This window comes from Serratia odorifera (genome assembly GCF_041448735.1).
Lineage (GTDB): Bacteria > Pseudomonadota > Gammaproteobacteria > Enterobacterales > Enterobacteriaceae > Serratia_F > Serratia_F odorifera.
In genome coordinates, this window is sequence record NZ_JBGMUT010000016.1 from 1 (window position 1) to 16508 (window position 16508).

The following is a 16508-nucleotide window of genomic DNA, read 5'->3' on the forward strand; positions in this document are numbered from 1 at the left end:
TATAACCAATGCCGGCCACATTCCTCGTTAAATAACCAGACTCCGGCAGAATTTATCCGAAGCCTGCAAACAGGCCCAGATCTCTGATTTATCCTGGCACCGATATTGGGAAGGGATCACTATCGCGGTAAGACAGTAGAACGACCGCCAGCGGTTTGATATGCTCCCAGAACCACACGCCAAGCCACAACAGCGATGGGCAATTCCTTGGGATACCTTTGTAGGTACCTGAACATTCAACCACTTCTTAACTTGCTGATTTTTTTTACCGAAAAGGTACTAACAGGAAGGTTTGGAGCGGGTGAAGGGAATCGAACCCTCGTATGCAGCTTGGGAAGCTGCCGTTACTCCATCTCTACATTGTACTTTTCTTGTAACTGATCCTGTGAGAATACAGGAACAGAATCATGGCGATCAAGGGCAATCAATACCTATACCAAAACAGGGACGGTATTTGGATCTTTCAAGTGTTTGTCCCTACCTATATGCGGGCAATCTGCGAGGGGAAACGAGCGTTTAGGAAAAGCACGGGAACACGTGACTTAGTGCAGGCGCGTGATTTTCGTGACCACATGATCATTGAGTTCAACAAAATCAAGAATCAGCTTAAGCCTGATACACCTGAAATCCGTGTTCAGCGAGGCATAGCCGCCCTTCATTATTTAACTGGAACACAGCCAAAAAGAGCAGCGATTAGTTTACCTACGCCACTGATCAGTGCTGATAACCCGCAGCTTGAGCATGCTCCCCTTACTTTGGCTACGGTCAGGGACGAGTACCTAGCGGAATATCAGGACAAGCGGCAGCTTGCCACGCTATCCAAGACACTACTAAGCGTTAACCTATTTCTCGAAACTGTTGGTGTACCAAACATCGCACTGAAGGAAATACGTAGAACACAGGTTTCTGGCTTCATCAAGGAACAGAAGAAAGCTAAATCCTCCCAAACTGTCCAGAACTACCTATCAAGCCTTTCGGCGGTTTATGAATACGCCCGGCGCTGTTATGACGGTATCCCTGCTGATTGCCCATTCAAAGGCCATGCGTTGGAAGCGAAATCCACCGTCGAGAGCTATGAACCATTTACTATTGAAGAGGCAACAAAACTGCTTAACACGGCAGACGATGAACTGAGGGATGTGATCCTAATCGGACTGTATCAGGGGATGCGGTTGGATGAGATCTGTAGCCTTCGGTGTGTCGATGTGATCAGGGATGGCGGTGGGTTATCGCTCCACATTAGCAAGAGTAAGACCAAGGCGGGGATTCGAACAATTCCGGTGCATTCGCTAATTGTGGGAGTGATAGAAAAGTACTTGAGCCGGGGTAATGAATATCTGTTGCCAAGCGCAAACAGCGTTACTCGAAGCGATGGAAAGAAAGCCCCTTATTTCAGTCAGAGATTTACCCGTCTAAGAAATCGTGTCTTGCCTGCGGCGAGCGATAGGCAGTGTTTCCACAGTTTGCGTGGGATGTTCATCACCTGCTTGGATAGACACAACGTAGATGATAGCCGGATAGCGGCCCTTGTAGGTCACACACAGAAGACAATGGCGAAACAGGTTTACAGCCAAGGGGCTGAGCTTGAGGCATTGAGGAAAATCATAGAGTTAGTGGGTTATGAAGGGATGTAATCTTTTAAAGATAAGATCAAACAACATATAAAAGGCGAGATTATTTCTCGCCTAATTAAATTAATTATGTAGTTTGATCTGCACGTTTGACACACTCATCAATGCTTTTCCATATGAAACGCATCTGGTTTTGATCAAACTTTTGAGATTTGTCTCCGAAGATATCACAATGATCAAGCATAAACTTCATATCAGCGAAAGGATGCCCGTCCTCAATCTCATGAAATTTAATGATTATTAGCGGATCATTATCACCTTCAACTAGCCGAGCATGGAAGAGTCCAATATAAAAGGGGGCGATATTACCACGCTCATTTATACTAGAATCTTTTATCAACCCATGCTCTCTATCTTCTTTAGTCTGATATACTTCAATATAGCCTTGTTGCTTCCAAAGGTTCATCAGGGCGACAATTTCTAATGCCCATTCAGCTGCATCATAACCAAACTCTTGGCTGATGATTGAAAACAGGCTATTGACCTTTACATCAGATATGTACGTTTTTGTGAGTTGCGATTGCGAAACGCTCATTGCTTTCCTTGAAAAAATCCAGAAGCGCTTGTTCCTGCTCTTTAGAAGAACCAGAAAAAGACTTACTGCTCACTTTATCAGTGAGATTAACAAGTGAAGATACGAAACGTTGCTTCTCCAGTTCGATAATCATTTGTAACCTCCTAATATGAATGACTTTCTCTAAAATAACGTGCAATACGTTAAGAATTATTATTACCAGCTTACTCAAATTTGAGCAATCTATCAACAAAAAAAACCGCACTAAAGGCGGGCTGTGTTGGTGCTGCTGGGTTTAGGCAGATTTTCATTTGTGTTTCTGTTTGTACTGCCGGATGGCCTGCTCAACAGAACCGTAGCGATCAACCATGCTGTTGAACGTCGAGCGATGCACGCCGATCAGCCGACAGATCTCCGCGACATTGACTAGCTCTTCACCACCGCTTATCAAGGGCTGGCCTCGAGCATCTAATATCAAAATTTTCATCAGGCGATTCTCCTCTCAAATTTTAGCCGGGGGTCAATTAGACCCCCAATGCAGATAGCGATTAGGCTAGCGTTAGTTTGGTTACAAAGTCTGAGCGGTAACAGATCGGCAGGTTGCTGAACTCTGAGAAGATCTCAGGGTTACCCAACTTGTCCGCAATCGCATAGGAATAGAAATCCATGATTCCACTGCCAGCCAAATCAAAGTTGCGGCTTGCCGGGCCAGCGATATTCACGAAAGGGGAAGCACTGATAGCCGTGGGTTTAATGATAGGAAACAGGAAGCCCTCTCCATCTTCGATAGCCGTGATATCAGTATTCGAATTCTGAACGAAAGTGATACCGTTTACGGTGAACATCTCGTACCCCGGATAGACTTCCTTGTTATTGAAAAGGAAATTTGGGGAGATCATGTTGTGCTGAATCAGCGCCAACGTCTGGGAGTGCCATTTCACCTTGGCGAATAGTTCATCATCAACGAGCGCGACGAAACCAGAGGTGGTTTTGGTAAATGCTCCCATCTTACGGCGAATGGATCGCTTGGCGTTGTCGATCTGTTCCAGTGGGTTATCCAGTTGGCCGGTGGTAATTGCCGCTGCGCCCTGCTGAAATCCAAACACATCAGTGAAATCGATCAGACCATCATTAGTGTGGGGGTCGAGAACCTTGTTTTCGAACAGTGCGGTGGCCAGCCGGGCTTCTTTGCTTCGCAAATAGCTCTCATGTTGTTTGGCCGCTTCTGCTGCGATCAATTCCAACTTCGCTTCTTCGCGGTTAGTGCCAAATTTACGATGGCCCTGCCAGTCTTCTGATGTGATACGGCCCGAGGTAGTTGTGTGCGGGATCTGAACAGAAAAATTCTTGCCGCGTTGGCGATCGGTCACATTATAGTCTGTACCAAACCGCTCGGTGTATTCCAGCAGCTTTGACTGTTCACCCAGCAAATAATCCACCTGCACAGACGGGGTTTTGCTCTCATCGCGTGAGAAGACGCCCAGATCTTGCAGAAGGTTGCCGGTAGTAGGAGCAGATACGAACGGGGAGATCAGGTCTAGCTGATCAAACGCTTGTTTTGACATAGAAGTAAAATCCTTTTAATTATTATTAGTTAACAGAGAAACGGACCTTACCGCTTGTCTTGATCTTTGCCAGTGCGGCAGTCAGTCCCGCTACATCTGCGGCAATCAGAGCTGATCGTTTGACGATTACGCCCCGGTCAACCACCAGAACATGGCGATTAGCACCCGCTGCGGTATTACTGATCACGATCATCGGTTCATCAGTGGATGATGCAGCGTATAGTGCACCGGTCGCATCGATAATGTTTCCCGGTACAAGGTCAGCGGCTAAGCTGGCGATCACCACCTCGGTGTGGCTGAATACTGGGTCAGCCGCGTATGCAATTACGTCTGTGTAACTGCGAGGTTGTCGTCCTTCTAATTTCATTGTAAATCCTTATATAACAGTTGGTTGAAAATTTTACGAGCACGTCCGCCGCTCTGGTTAATCCAGTTCGGTATCTCAATAATTTGAGAATTCGTTGGGTAATGCTGGATTGTGTGGGCTGTGCGATATACGGATAAAAGAACTCCCCCGAAGGGGAGCACCAACCGTTACATACAAGCATCCACATGGGATGGTGTGGCGCGTGAACACCACTCCGGGCGAGGGGCCTAGATTCGCCTTTATTCAATGTTCTGGGGGTTGCGTTATAGAGCACTGGATAAAGGCCAGCCGGGAGGCTGTACCTTGCTATGATCAAACAACTTGCTTATGGTCGCTCATCATAATGACCTGACGAAGGATCAGGATTTTTTGGCTACCCCGAAGGGTGATGCCCAGCATTCAGGCACTGGGGCTTTTGGAGATATCAAGTTGGCCTACCGTCTTATCTCTAATATCTATTATAACATTAATGATTATAAATATCAACATTTATTACGAAATTGCTGTTGACATGAATTTCAATATGTGCATTTAAGATTTAAGAATGAACTGATGCAATGCAGAACCCCACAGGGCGAGCTGTAAGCCACCGTGCGGCGCTTTATCGCATCATGCAATGCAATGGCATGAATTAATGGTAACAATTGAATCTGCTGGGTTCTAGGAATGATTCTAGGTCGTGGGGTTGAATCAGGTGTGGTAAGTGGGTCAGGTGTAGGTACAGTTCTGCGTGATGACCGCCAGCCCCCCGCCGCCCACTTGACTCTCGGCCATCTGCCTCGTGACATATTCCAAAGGTCGAGAGCGTAGCTCTCTCCCATTGCCCAAATGGTGGCTTGTCCGTTGGACAATGCCCTAGGTGACGAGTCACCATAACCAACAACAACTCGATAGCCTGAAGAGGCTCTCTCTCAAGTAACCAAACAAACCCATAAACCCTTAAACACTCTTCCCCTTCCCTACAAGGAGTGCGACTCCTCTCCAGTGTGGGAAATGCGTAGCTACGCGCCTTACGACCGAAGGGAGTAAAGATCATAAAGCTAGTGTTATAGGGGTAATGTAATAAATTAATATTATTGGGTGTCAAAATGGAACTTCACTAGTATCAAAATGGAACTTCACTAGTGTCAAAATGGAACTTCACTAGTGTCAGTACCCGGCGAAATCTTAGCGGGGTTACTCGTGATGAGCTGTCTACATCTTAAACATGCTTGGGCGTACAGTGTTCGTTAACCAGCTCAATACAATTTGATGAGACAAAGTGAAGTTTTTGTTCAGCCACATCAACCATTGGATATATCAGCGACTTCGTGTGTTGTTCTGGAATTTCTCTCGGAAATCGCTTCCGGTAGCACAACCTCAAAACAACTATCCATCAACTAATAGTGATCTTGGAATCAGAAGCTGCCTGACCTTCTCCAGCTCTTTCGAAGTCATTAACCTCAGGTAACGGCCATCCGGTAAAGGCAAAAGTAAGTGAGGCACCGCCTCAGCCTACAACGCACACAGTGCTACCTTTTTAACTTCTAGTCTCTTACCGATCCCCTTCCGGTCAGGACTCAACTCCGTTAAGCTGAGAACAACTTGGGGAAGTCCAAAAATTGGGTCAAAATAACCTCCTGGATTTCCACTGTTAGGGTATCACGCGCTATTATATTTACTGCCTTGTAAACAATCAATTACTATGATCCAATTGATGATGAGTGGGATATAACGCCATTAAAAATCGATATTCTGAGAGTTGGTGAATGTTGGATGAGGTATGCACAGAAATCAGTGGTGTCTCGTCCACATGCTGCTTCGATTGCAGTACAATGATGTAAACAAAACTTCTTGCACACGGATACTGTATGGATATACAAGAGGATTATATCAAAGTAGTTGGAGCGGCAGGGATAGTCGCTGGTGCGGTCATTACAGCTACTGCTACTGCTGTTTTAGCTATCATCAACAACCGTACTAGTAGAGTTAAATCTCAAAATGAGTGGCGTAGAGATAAAGCCCTAAACTTGATCATGGAATTTCAAGATGAGATGAGAAAGATTGATGCCGCACTGACTAAATTTGCTATTGACTTAAGCTCTAGAGACTACGACTCAATAGAGTCAGCTCTGATGGCTGTACATATAGAATCATATGATAAGCAATATTATGATCAAGTACGGGTTATAGGTCAAAAGCTCGAGCTGTTGATTCTTCCTAAGTTTCGAAGTTCATTTAATCATCAGTTTAATCAGTTCATTAAAAATGATGGTCGATTCTACGCAGAGATAATTATGGGGGCGTTTAGAAATCCAGATCCTGATGAATCCTTGCCAGAAAGGCACAATTTCCAACCTTTGTTTCTAGAAATACTCGACAACTTACGATAAAACCAAAAGGTAAGATTATATGCCATTAGCGAGTTATACATATAAGATAGGCGATGAAGAACTCACAGAATCTGTAGAATACAGAGATGAAGGAGATATCCACAGCGACATTCTTATAGCTCTCTACGAGAAGTATGTAGATTCGCCAGCTACCATTGCTGGGAAAAGAAGCTTTAAAGAGGGTTATCCTTTTTTCGCTCAAGCGTTACTTGACAATGGGATTGATAACAACATTGATGTAACTTTTGGGAGCAAACCAGAAATTTCTAGCTCACTTAAATTAAGAACTTTTCTTTGATGCCACCCCGCCCCAGTTAGGCGGGTTACATCTACAACAACCTAAGCTCCGCCTTTAACAAAAATCACTTACTCTCTGTGAAACCAGCTACAACCCAACCAACTACCCGCAGCAAAAGGTTAAGCAGTATCACCAACACAAAACTTGTGACGATTAAGAAGATACCCGCATATATCCATTCAACACCAATATATGAATCAGTTACCGTATTATAAATCCCCCTTACAGCCAGAATCGATCCCCATAACAAAATAGGAACAAACAGCAGGAAACGCACAATCACCAAGATACGCCAGTACCCTTCATGATTGAACCAACTCGGCCGATTCATAAACATGCTGATGATCTTATCTTTCACTGAAAACCCTTACACGATGTTGATGGGCAGTTAGTCTATTAACCACTCAGCACGGTTTGCAATATCAGAACGCAAAAGTTTTTTGCGGATCAACCTCCGAACATCAGCGTTCAATTCGACCCACGGAATGAGTTTTATACCCAGGCTCTCATAGCTTGCCCCTTTGCGACGTAGTTTAGTATTTTCGTCCGTGGTGGTGATGTGTACAACTGAAAGTTTTCTAATCTGTGTTTCAAAGGCATCGAAATTCCAATCATCAGTTTCGCGCATTTGCTTGATCAGTTGTGTAATGCTGGTCTGTATTTTGTGGGGATGCTCGCGTATCACTTTATGTCCTTGATAATTACCCTGCATCTCCTCAATGACAGCGATAGCGTCTTCAGATACCTTTCCCGTAAACTCGGTGTATGGTTTTAAAGTACGTGGAAAGAGGTGAGTGATCATACTTCGCATATCGCAGTCAGTCACCTGCGGTTTAGCCTGAATACAAAGCTGGATCAGTTCAAAAACGTCTTTTAGCGTCATGCTCATTTTATTGATCTTTTTAGATAAATGATGGATATGTTGGGGAATTGTTGGGACTTTGCTTCATGTTTGGATATCGGCGCTTGACCGACCTCGGGTTACCGATAATGAGAACGAGAATCTTTCTCAAATATCAGAGAAATGCTGCCGCCCCTGCTCACACATCAACATTCATTACATAAGCTCCTCAGAGCCACGCCACGGCCTTAACTCGACCAACCCCTACCCACCCTATGCATAAGCACTTACAAACGCCCTGAGGGAAGATTGGATGTTTTGGCAGTCTGTAGCACATCAAAATTCCCGCTATTTAACATAATGGTCATTTTGCGAACTTATATATTAAATGCATGTTTTAATAATACGCTCTTGCCTACCTAACGATGACCATACTACCCATTTACCTACGCTTACTCCCCAGATTTCACCCAGATTAATCAGAGATAACCTCTATTCAAATTTTTTGGTGTTCAGGGTACGCACCTGCATCAGAAAATGGTGAAAGTTATCTTTTCAGGGCTTTCATTCAATTATACCGGTGAAACCAAATTGCCCCTTTAGGCGTCTAGCTCTACCCTCTTTTGGGATATCTGGCCGGGTTCCCCGACACCACCCAAAAATGATAATGAATCTCATTTTCAAAATGAAATGAATATCATTTGTGGAAAATGAAACAGTGTTTTATTTTTAAAGTGAATACCGTTATTGTGCTTAGCCCATTACCCTACAATAAAAATGTTTATCCGCACAATATATTTTACGATGCTTACTGCCCCAAGGCTTACAGACCCGTTACTACTTGCTAAATGTTCCTGAAGTGTCTACCGCACACTACCGCGACTGTACGTTTATTACTCAATTACAATTACATCCTCTCCTATTAATTCATATTTAAATGTATTTAATTGGAATAATTACGACAGTTATTGAAGTAATGAAAAAGCCACTACCCAATGAGAGGTAGAGGCTTATCACTGTTACCCTCATACAGAAGGCTCTCAGCCCATAGCTGAGGGAACAGATCACTCATGTCCACGCTATCGGCTATGCACTCCGGGGTATCCAGACTGATAAAGTCGCTGATTGTTTCGATATCATCCATTACAGACCCTCGTCCCTGATTGTTCTTCTTGAATGGTGAATTCAATATTCAATTTTCTGATAGTTTTCATCAGGGATTCAGTGATCAACTGGCCGCTGGGGCTAAGTAGTTCACCGTTGGCCTTGCGGATGAACATCGGGACGCCCGACCTACTGATCAACTGTTGGCGTTTAATGGTTGGTTGGTCTGATGATTTCATTAGCAAAGAAACTGGACGGCCATTTGCTGGCCCACCCTGAGCGGCAGCGGTCAAGGCAATGCCTTTGCTCTTAATCTTGCGAATATCTGCCGCTGGCGTGGCTGATTCTTCAGTAGCTGCCGGTTGTGCAGACTGCTTTTTAATGTGTTCCGCGATAGTCTCTGCCAGACCGTCCTTTGCTTTACTGATTGAACTCTGTTCAGCATCAGGCGCTTGACGTTCTGCTAACTGTTGGCGCAACTCTGCAACCAATGAATTAAAATCTTTCATAGGAACTTCCTTATGTAATCGGTTATGAAAATAATAATAATCAGAGTGATAATTACTCTTGGTTTTAATGCGTAGAAAAGCGCATCAATGGCCCATCGGCTGATGTCTGGTTTTTGTACTGACATTGTTATTTAATGGTATGAGAACTGGCTGTAGTGCGAAGGTTTTTCTGGACTTGGTGATGTTGGAACAGGATATTCCCGAAAGCGTCGCCACCATGAGCGGAAGCCATTCAGGGATAAATCGAGGAACTCTGCTATCTGTTCATCAGCCTTGCCTTCACTTTGCATCTGGGTGATATAGAAGATCTTGTCCCTACTCGACAAAAAATGTTTTCGTCTAAATCGTTTGTTATATGTTCGTTGCAGATGCAGTACCAAGGATGCCGGGACAGCGTACAGTTTGCAGATTTTGTCTAATGGCCAACCCTGAACAAGTGCAGATTTGACGGCTGATACTATGTGTGGTGCGTAATCGCTGAGCCTGACCCTTCTTGCTTTACGCTCCCTGAGCTTTTCTTCAATTTCTGAGATGCGAGATTCCTCGCTATCGCTCATTACCATGCAATACCTCCCTTAGAATGGAATTTCTTCTTCCTCATCCAACAGGCCATCGGCGCTAGTATCCTCATTCGCCAGATGTTCAACCTGCCGCCGTTGCTCATCTTTTCTCCGCTTACGCATGTGATCAATCATGAGTTTTACGCTCGCTGTGGCCTTGTTTCTGTCACCGTTGCAGTCCTTGAGGATATCTACAACCGGGATATTTAACTGATCACGGTTGGCGACTGAGCACCAGATGGAAAATTCATCATCCCCCTGTAAATGCGGTAGCACAGCAGGCACTGGCGCAGCTTTCAGCTCGGGAACCACATCAGCAGGGCTAACAGGGTTAACATCAGGCTGACCAACCTCAACCGGATCATGGCTGTTTTGATCATCGTACGGCGTGCGGTATTCTGTTTTAGAATCACGGTCATGCTCATCTACATCTCCCTGCATCCGTGCTCCTGCTGGCCCCTGTTCCATTTCTGACGGCTGGATGTTGTTCTGCGACTTAACCTTTTGTTGCTCTGCTGGCAAGTCAGCCGGGAGCACAACAGAGTACATATTGCTTTTCATACTTCCCCGTTGGGTCTTGATAATAAAACCGAGCCTATGTAATTCTGCCACCGCCCTGATCGATGTGCTTCTAGATATCCCACATTCATCAGCTATCCAATCATGGCTCGGATAAACGTCCTCACAGGTCTTCTGCAAACTGAGTAATGCGTAATAAACATTTTTAGCTGATGGGGTGATATCTCTACGTTTTTTGACATCATAATACGGGTCTGACCGCTTAATTTTTGCGCTTGCTACTGTCACTTTCTCTCTCCTCTACAGGATTGTTCACGGCGAGAGCCGATCTAACGGCGGCTCTCATAAATTTGTGTGGCGAAATGCCGTTGTTTTGGCAGTGCTTCATGACTGCATTGAAATCTGTGCTGTTCAGCTCTAAGAGGAACGCATTTTTGGCCTTCTTCTCCATCTTCACATGCCCTCATCACGTAATTGGGAATTGTTATCCCTGTGGGTGAGATACTCCTGATGAGAGAATTCGCTATAACTATTCATGTTGTATGCAGCCCAGAGTGTAAATACCTGTTCGGTGCTGATATCACGGCCAAACGCTAGTTGAACGAGTCGCTTTTGCCTTTCGATCAACTCTTTCGTCATCGGAGATCGGACATTGCCGTGTGGATGATGTTCATCTAGTAAATCGGCAAGGGCCAATGTCGCCGCTGTTGGCTTTGGTGGCTGTCGCTTCTGTTCCAGCAGGTGAATGCGGTACTGTTCCAGTGCATCACCCGTCTTTTCAAGACCTGCCTCATCATTAGGGTGGCGTTTACGGTATGCGTAAATCATGTGACGCGCGAGCCGGTTCTCTATCAGAGCTTTCAGGATTTGCTCAGCGGTAGACCGCCGAATAAACTCGGTTTGTTTCATGTAAGTACCTCTTAAGTTTGGAAAAAGAAAATCGCAACACGGAAGGAAGCACCCAGAAGGGGGGCTAAGCTTGTGCTGTCAAAGGGGATTTTTATAAATCAGTATGAGAAGTATTGAGAATACTGTGATTTTTAGCTAACTCACTAATCTATAAATACTATTATGTCATGGAACGTTTAAAATGTCCAGATATTTATTAATAAATGTTGCATTTTGATTTTAGATGTGATCTGGATTTGGTGAGGCCGTCAATATCCGGATATCGGGGTAGATTGTCAAGGGGCAACTCATTAAGGCAGAAAAGATAACGACCAACACTGCGGGCGTATACCATCAGGAAATTATTATCACGCTTATTGACAAGCTTGTTGCCCCAGTCACGGTGCGCACTCACGGCCGGAAGCCAAATTTCACCCCCAAGTTATCCACAAATTAGGCCGGTTTTGTTCACTTGCCAATCTCTTATTTTCTAATTATCTTGATTGAGTCAGAGGCAAGAGGCACTACATATAGTGTTTTTATATTCTCTAGACAACAAAAAAGCCGAATCCACATAGTGAACTCGGCTTCCCTAGAAGCAAGGTCGCTAAGAGTTTGACGACTCAAAGCTAACCGTTAGCTTGCTACTTTCTTACCTTAGACAAGTCGGATTGTAGACAGCATAGACGGGCCTTGCAAAACCTTTCGTGCCCTATCAGGGCTAAGGCCGCAATAAAATGAGTATTTGCTACAACAGTCACCGGTACGCACCGGTATTCGCCCAACTTCCTGAAGATCAAGGTGGTGAAGGCCGTCACAAGTGCTGTGGGTGTGCCTATCTGCAAGGCTACAGGCAAGGTTTGCTTCGTAGTTCTCAAGCATGGGTAAACCTTGAAGCACTACCTGAGAGCCAAGCTGGCACCGTTCGGCACAAAAGTCCTCAGGCGGCTTTTGCGCAAGGCTATCGCGACGGTGTTCAGGACTCGTACCGTCAAGCTGTCTAAGTCATACAGAGGGCGTGTAATGCGCCCTTTCCCTTTATTTCCGTAATAATGAAGTTATTATGATATAAAAATGATCCTATTGAGATAAGTGAGGTTTTATGGAGTGGCTGATGCTTCCTTTTGACAAGCATTCTGATGATGGTTTTGGTGCAATGGCGGACTCATTTAAGGATAGTGCTAATATTTTAATAAAACATCCAGAAGAAAACTTTTTAGGCATAGAACTATCTGCTTGCTATCTTTTAAGGCATGCATGTGAGTTATACTTAAAATCATTGCTAATAGTGACACATAGATATTTAATTCAAAGAAAAAAAGAAAGTCGACCGGAAATAACAGTCAATGGAAAAAAGAAACCTCTAACAAGCGTTCATAGTCTAAAAATTCTTTATGAAGAGTTATCAGTTATTTTAAATGGTCACTCAGAAAGGCTAAACAAGCTATGTAGAACAAACTGGCTTCCTCTTCCTCCTGAACTTACTGAGGCAATAAATGCAATTGATGCATTAGATGACAGTAGCTTTTTCTTTAGATATCCAAACACGAAAGACAAACAACAAAACGATTTTAAATCTAAAAATAAAAAAATAGAAACTGAAGAAATACTAAACTGGGATCAAGAGTCAAAGGGTTATATTAAAGCTTTTTTACTTGTAGATGAAAATGGCAACATCAATGAGGCATTTAATTATGAGAAAGAGATTTTCCAGAACGAATTAAAAAACTTAAAAATAGCCTGTGATTGGCTTATCTGTTTTCATGTGGGTTTAAGAGTGGAATTAGCTGGAGGTAGGTAGTTATTTACCATTAATGGTTACTTTCCTAATTCATAATGATTATTTCCTTTAGAAAAGATAACTAGTATCTCTAGACGCTATCTTCAACTAAGTAAAGGCAATAGGAACCATAAAGCCCCGTTGGTGGTAACACGCAAAGCGGAGCGTTAGCGACAGCATCAGTGATCTACTCAGAGCAAGGTCTTATCAGGGTAACCGTGTATCCCCTAAGGGAAGCGTGGCTGAAACGCTGGCAGAGCCTGCATATCGTGTGCAGGGACGAAAACCACCATGAACCTGTTTAGTGACATCGGGCTTAAATGCGCCTTGCTATGAGCTGTCTGTGAGTATTTAGAGCCTACAGTGGGGCTTAGGTTTCTTGTTTTGCTATCGCGGTAAGACGCTGGAACGACCGCCAACGGTTTGATATGCTCACAGATCAACCACACACCAAACAGTGACAGTTACGGGTGTAGTTCAATGGTACAGATAGCGTTGTAGGTGAGAAATCACCTTAGCTAGGTGTCCTTATAAATCAAGACTTTGATTTATAAGTAGAAATTGGAGCGGGTGAAGGGAATCGAACCCTCGTATGCAGCTTGGGAAGCTGCCGTTCTACCATTGAACTACACCCGCAACGGTGTGCGACTGGCATTATAACCGGTTATCGCCGGCGGGCAAGCAGAGTTCGCACATAACTGCTGATGTTTTAGGCAGTTAGTTCACTGCAGACGCTGAGGATAAAAAAACCGGCGCAGCAGCCTGCACCGGTTTTTATTCGGCTGTGGATCTTATTTGGTCGGGCGCATTGCCGGGAACAGGATCACGTCACGGATGGTGTGGCTGTTGGTAAACAGCATCACCATACGGTCAATACCGATGCCGAGGCCAGCGGTTGGCGGCAGGCCGTGCTCCAGCGATGTTACGTAGTCTTCATCGTAGAACATCGCTTCGTCGTCACCCGCGTCCTTCGCCGCAACCTGGTCGGCAAAGCGCTGAGCCTGGTCTTCTGCGTCGTTCAGCTCGGAGAAGCCGTTACCGATTTCACGGCCGCCAATGAAGAACTCAAAGCGATCGGTGATTTCCGGGTTCTGGTCGTTACGACGTGCCAGCGGGGAAACCTCAGCCGGATATTCGGTAATGAAGGTCGGCTGGATCAGGTGGCTTTCGGCAGTTTCCTCGAAAATTTCGGTCACTACGCGGCCCAGACCCCAGCTCTTCTCAACCTTGATGCCAATCGATTCGGCAATCGCTTTTGCCTTGTCAAAGTCATCCAGATCGGCCAGGTCGGTTTCCGGACGGTATTTTTTGATCGCTTCGCGCATGGTCAGCTTTTCAAACGGCTTGCCGAAGTCGAACACTTCATCACCGTACTGCACCGCCGTTTTACCCAGCACGTCTTGCGCCAGAGTACGGAACAGCGATTCGGTCAGTTCGATCAGATCTTTGTAATCCGCGTACGCCATATAGAGTTCCATCATGGTGAACTCTGGGTTGTGACGCGGCGAAACGCCTTCGTTACGGAAGTTACGGTTGATTTCGAACACCCGCTCGAAGCCGCCGACCACCAAACGCTTGAGGTACAGCTCTGGCGCAATACGCAGATACATGTCGATATCAAGCGCATTATGGTGCGTGACGAACGGACGGGCAGACGCGCCCCCCGGGATCACCTGCATCATTGGCGTTTCGACTTCCATAAAGCCGCGGCCAACCATAAAGTTACGAATGCCAGACATGATCTGCGAACGCACTTTAAAGGTATTGCGTGACTCTTCGTTGGCGATCAGATCAAGATAGCGCTGGCGATAGCGGGTTTCCTGATCGGCCAGGCCGTGGAACTTGTCCGGCAACGGACGCAGGGCTTTGGTCAACAGACGCAGTTCGGTGCAGTGGATCGACAGTTCGCCGGTCTTGGTTTTGAACAGCTTGCCGCGTGCGCCCAGGATATCGCCCAGATCCCACTTTTTGAACTGCTCGTTGTAAACGCCTTCCGCCAGATCGTCGCGCGCGACGTACAGCTGAATGCGACCGCCCACGTCCTGCAGCGTAACGAACGACGCCTTGCCCATGATACGACGGGTCATCATGCGGCCAGCGACGGTCACTTCTACGCCCAGCGCTTCCAGCTCGTCGTTTTCCTTGCTGTCGTACTCGGCGTGCAGCTTGTCGGACGTGGTGTCACGACGGAAATCATTCGGGAACGCAATGCCGTTCTCGCGCAGCGCAGCCAGCTTCTCGCGACGTGACTGCAGCTCGTTGTTGAGATCCAACGCCTGATCGGCGCCCTGTGATTGTTGCTCAGACATTTCTGTTCCTCATAACCCGGCTTTCAAACTTGCCTCAATGAATTTATCCAGGTCGCCATCCAGTACGGCCTGCGTGTTACGCGTTTCAACGTTGGTGCGCAAATCCTTGATACGGGAATCATCCAGTACGTAAGAGCGGATCTGGCTACCCCAGCCGATATCGGACTTGTTGTCTTCCAACGCCTGTTTGTCAGCATTTTTCTTTTGCATCTCGTATTCATACAGCTTGGCTCGCAGCTGTTTGAATGCCTGATCCTTGTTCTTATGCTGTGAACGGTCGTTCTGGCACTGCACGACGATGTTGGTCGGCAAGTGGGTAATACGCACCGCGGACTCGGTTTTGTTGACGTGCTGACCACCGGCACCTGAAGCGCGGTAAACGTCGATACGCAGATCCGCCGGGTTGATGTCGATATCGATATCTTCATCGACTTCCGGGTAGACAAACACCGAACTGAACGAGGTGTGACGGCGACCGCCGGAGTCGAACGGGCTCTTGCGCACCAGGCGATGAACGCCGGTTTCAGTGCGCAACCAGCCGAACGCGTAGTCACCGATAATCTTGATGGTGGCTGATTTCAGGCCCGCAACGTCGCCGTCGGACTCTTCAATCACTTCGGTCTTGAAGCCTTTGGCTTCTGCCCAACGCAAGTACATGCGCAGCAGCATGCTGGCCCAGTCCTGCGCTTCGGTGCCGCCGGAACCCGCCTGAATGTCCAGGTAGCAATCCGCGCTGTCGTATTCACCAGAGAACATACGACGGAATTCTAGCTGTTCCAGCTTGGCGATCAGTTGATCAAGCTCAACCACCGCCTCGTTAAAGGTTTCTTCATCGTCGGCTTCAACCGCCAGCTCAAGCAGGCCGGTCACATCTTCTTCACCCTGGCTCAGGTTGTCGATGGTTTCAACGATGGCTTCGAGCGCGGAACGTTCCTTACCCAGCGCCTGCGCGCGTTCGGGCTCGTTCCAGACGTCCGGCTGTTCCAGCTCGGCGTTAACTTCTTCTAAGCGTTCTTTCTTGGCATCATAGTCAAAGATACCCCCTAAGAACGGCAGTCCGCTCGGACAGGTCCTGAATTCGGTTTTTTACCGGGTTTATTTCAAACATGGTTTTAGCGTTCTTACGTTAGATGTCGTCAATGGCGGGATGCCATGGAACCGATAATTCTAGCGGATCTGGGTAACAGATTATAGCGAGTTAGGCAGTTTTTCTGGGAAGTTGCCGGGGCGCTGCAGTAGCCACGCCCCGGC

17 protein-coding genes and 1 tRNA gene are annotated in these 16508 nt (G+C 46.2%); 4 read left to right on the forward strand and 14 right to left on the reverse strand.

Translation table 11 applies throughout. The annotated features are described in order from the left end of the window. The first annotated feature begins 407 nt into the window (after positions 1-407). The gene (locus tag ACCC84_RS21920; RefSeq protein WP_371902328.1) at positions 408-1634 is read left to right on the forward strand and encodes a tyrosine-type recombinase/integrase; all 1227 of its coding nucleotides are present in this window, start codon (positions 408-410) and stop codon (positions 1632-1634) included. A gap of 64 nt (positions 1635-1698) precedes the next feature. On the opposite strand, the gene ACCC84_RS21925 is transcribed toward ACCC84_RS21920, so the two are convergent. The 5 genes from ACCC84_RS21925 to ACCC84_RS21945 all read right to left on the reverse strand — a co-directional run bounded on the left by ACCC84_RS21925 (position 1699) and on the right by ACCC84_RS21945 (position 4077). Further along, positions 1699-2166, reverse strand: a complete 468-nt coding sequence (locus tag ACCC84_RS21925) for a hypothetical protein (RefSeq protein WP_371902329.1) — start codon at positions 2164-2166, stop codon at positions 1699-1701. After that, positions 2123-2299 (reverse strand): hypothetical protein, encoded by a 177-nt coding sequence (locus ACCC84_RS21930; protein ID WP_371902330.1) that lies wholly within the window; start codon positions 2297-2299, stop codon positions 2123-2125. Before ACCC84_RS21930 ends, ACCC84_RS21925 begins: the two co-directional genes overlap by 44 nt. 153 nt (positions 2300-2452) lie before the next feature. Next, on the reverse strand, positions 2453-2632 hold the full coding sequence (locus ACCC84_RS21935) for a hypothetical protein (protein WP_261411771.1): 180 nt from the start codon (positions 2630-2632) through the stop codon (positions 2453-2455). 61 nt (positions 2633-2693) lie between these two features. Beyond that, the gene (locus ACCC84_RS21940) at positions 2694-3710 is read right to left on the reverse strand and encodes a major capsid protein (protein WP_371902331.1); all 1017 of its coding nucleotides are present in this window, start codon (positions 3708-3710) and stop codon (positions 2694-2696) included. 25 nt (positions 3711-3735) lie between these two features. Then, positions 3736-4077 carry a hypothetical protein gene (locus ACCC84_RS21945; RefSeq protein ID WP_371902332.1) on the reverse strand — a complete coding sequence of 114 codons (342 nt, stop codon included), beginning with the start codon at positions 4075-4077 and terminating at the stop codon, positions 3736-3738. A 1850-nt stretch (positions 4078-5927) separates the two neighbouring features. Here ACCC84_RS21945 and ACCC84_RS21950 point away from each other — a divergent pair. Together ACCC84_RS21950 and ACCC84_RS21955 are read left to right on the forward strand one after the other, a co-directional pair. Then, positions 5928-6449 (forward strand): hypothetical protein, encoded by a 522-nt coding sequence (locus ACCC84_RS21950; protein ID WP_371902333.1) that lies wholly within the window; start codon positions 5928-5930, stop codon positions 6447-6449. Positions 6450-6468: 19 nt separating this feature from the next. After that, positions 6469-6747: a hypothetical protein gene (locus ACCC84_RS21955; RefSeq protein ID WP_371902334.1), complete on the forward strand. Its 279-nt coding sequence runs from the start codon at positions 6469-6471 to the stop codon at positions 6745-6747. 64 nt (positions 6748-6811) lie between these two features. Here the strand turns inward: ACCC84_RS21955 and ACCC84_RS21960 are convergent, their stop codons facing one another. The 6 genes from ACCC84_RS21960 to ACCC84_RS21985 form a co-directional block, all read right to left on the reverse strand. Then, positions 6812-7105: a hypothetical protein gene (locus ACCC84_RS21960; RefSeq protein ID WP_371902335.1), complete on the reverse strand. Its 294-nt coding sequence runs from the start codon at positions 7103-7105 to the stop codon at positions 6812-6814. A gap of 30 nt (positions 7106-7135) precedes the next feature. After that, entirely contained in the window at positions 7136-7636 is a 501-nt protein-coding gene (locus ACCC84_RS21965) for a hypothetical protein (protein ID WP_371902336.1), read from the reverse strand. A 1088-nt stretch (positions 7637-8724) separates the two neighbouring features. Beyond that, the gene (locus tag ACCC84_RS21970; protein WP_371902337.1) at positions 8725-9201 is read right to left on the reverse strand and encodes a phiTE-211 family phage-derived protein; all 477 of its coding nucleotides are present in this window, start codon (positions 9199-9201) and stop codon (positions 8725-8727) included. Positions 9202-9332: 131 nt separating this feature from the next. After that, positions 9333-9764, reverse strand: coding sequence for a hypothetical protein (locus ACCC84_RS21975; protein ID WP_371902338.1), 432 nt, complete (start codon positions 9762-9764; stop codon positions 9333-9335). Between the two features lie 12 nt (positions 9765-9776). Beyond that, on the reverse strand, positions 9777-10568 hold the full coding sequence (locus ACCC84_RS21980) for a helix-turn-helix domain-containing protein (protein ID WP_371902339.1): 792 nt from the start codon (positions 10566-10568) through the stop codon (positions 9777-9779). Positions 10569-10733: 165 nt separating this feature from the next. Then, positions 10734-11189, reverse strand: a complete 456-nt coding sequence (locus tag ACCC84_RS21985; RefSeq protein ID WP_371902340.1) for a hypothetical protein — start codon at positions 11187-11189, stop codon at positions 10734-10736. A 1093-nt stretch (positions 11190-12282) separates the two neighbouring features. On the opposite strand from ACCC84_RS21985, the gene ACCC84_RS21990 reads away from it, so the two are divergent. After that, positions 12283-12969, forward strand: coding sequence for a hypothetical protein (locus ACCC84_RS21990; protein ID WP_371902341.1), 687 nt, complete (start codon positions 12283-12285; stop codon positions 12967-12969). A gap of 541 nt (positions 12970-13510) precedes the next feature. On the opposite strand, the gene ACCC84_RS21995 is transcribed toward ACCC84_RS21990, so the two are convergent. From ACCC84_RS21995 to prfB, 3 genes are all read right to left on the reverse strand, one after another. Continuing rightward, a tRNA-Gly gene (locus ACCC84_RS21995) sits at positions 13511-13584 on the reverse strand. A gap of 155 nt (positions 13585-13739) precedes the next feature. Continuing rightward, on the reverse strand, positions 13740-15257 hold the full coding sequence (gene lysS, locus ACCC84_RS22000; RefSeq protein WP_004959050.1) for a lysine--tRNA ligase: 1518 nt from the start codon (positions 15255-15257) through the stop codon (positions 13740-13742). A 9-nt stretch (positions 15258-15266) separates the two neighbouring features. Then, positions 15267-16365, reverse strand: a protein-coding gene (gene prfB / locus ACCC84_RS22005) for a peptide chain release factor 2 (protein WP_102991031.1) whose coding sequence is annotated in 2 segments (ribosomal slippage) — positions 15267-16289 and positions 16291-16365 — 1098 coding nt in all. Because the reading frame shifts where the segments join, the coding sequence is not laid out codon by codon here. Positions 16366-16508: the final 143 nt, after the last annotated feature.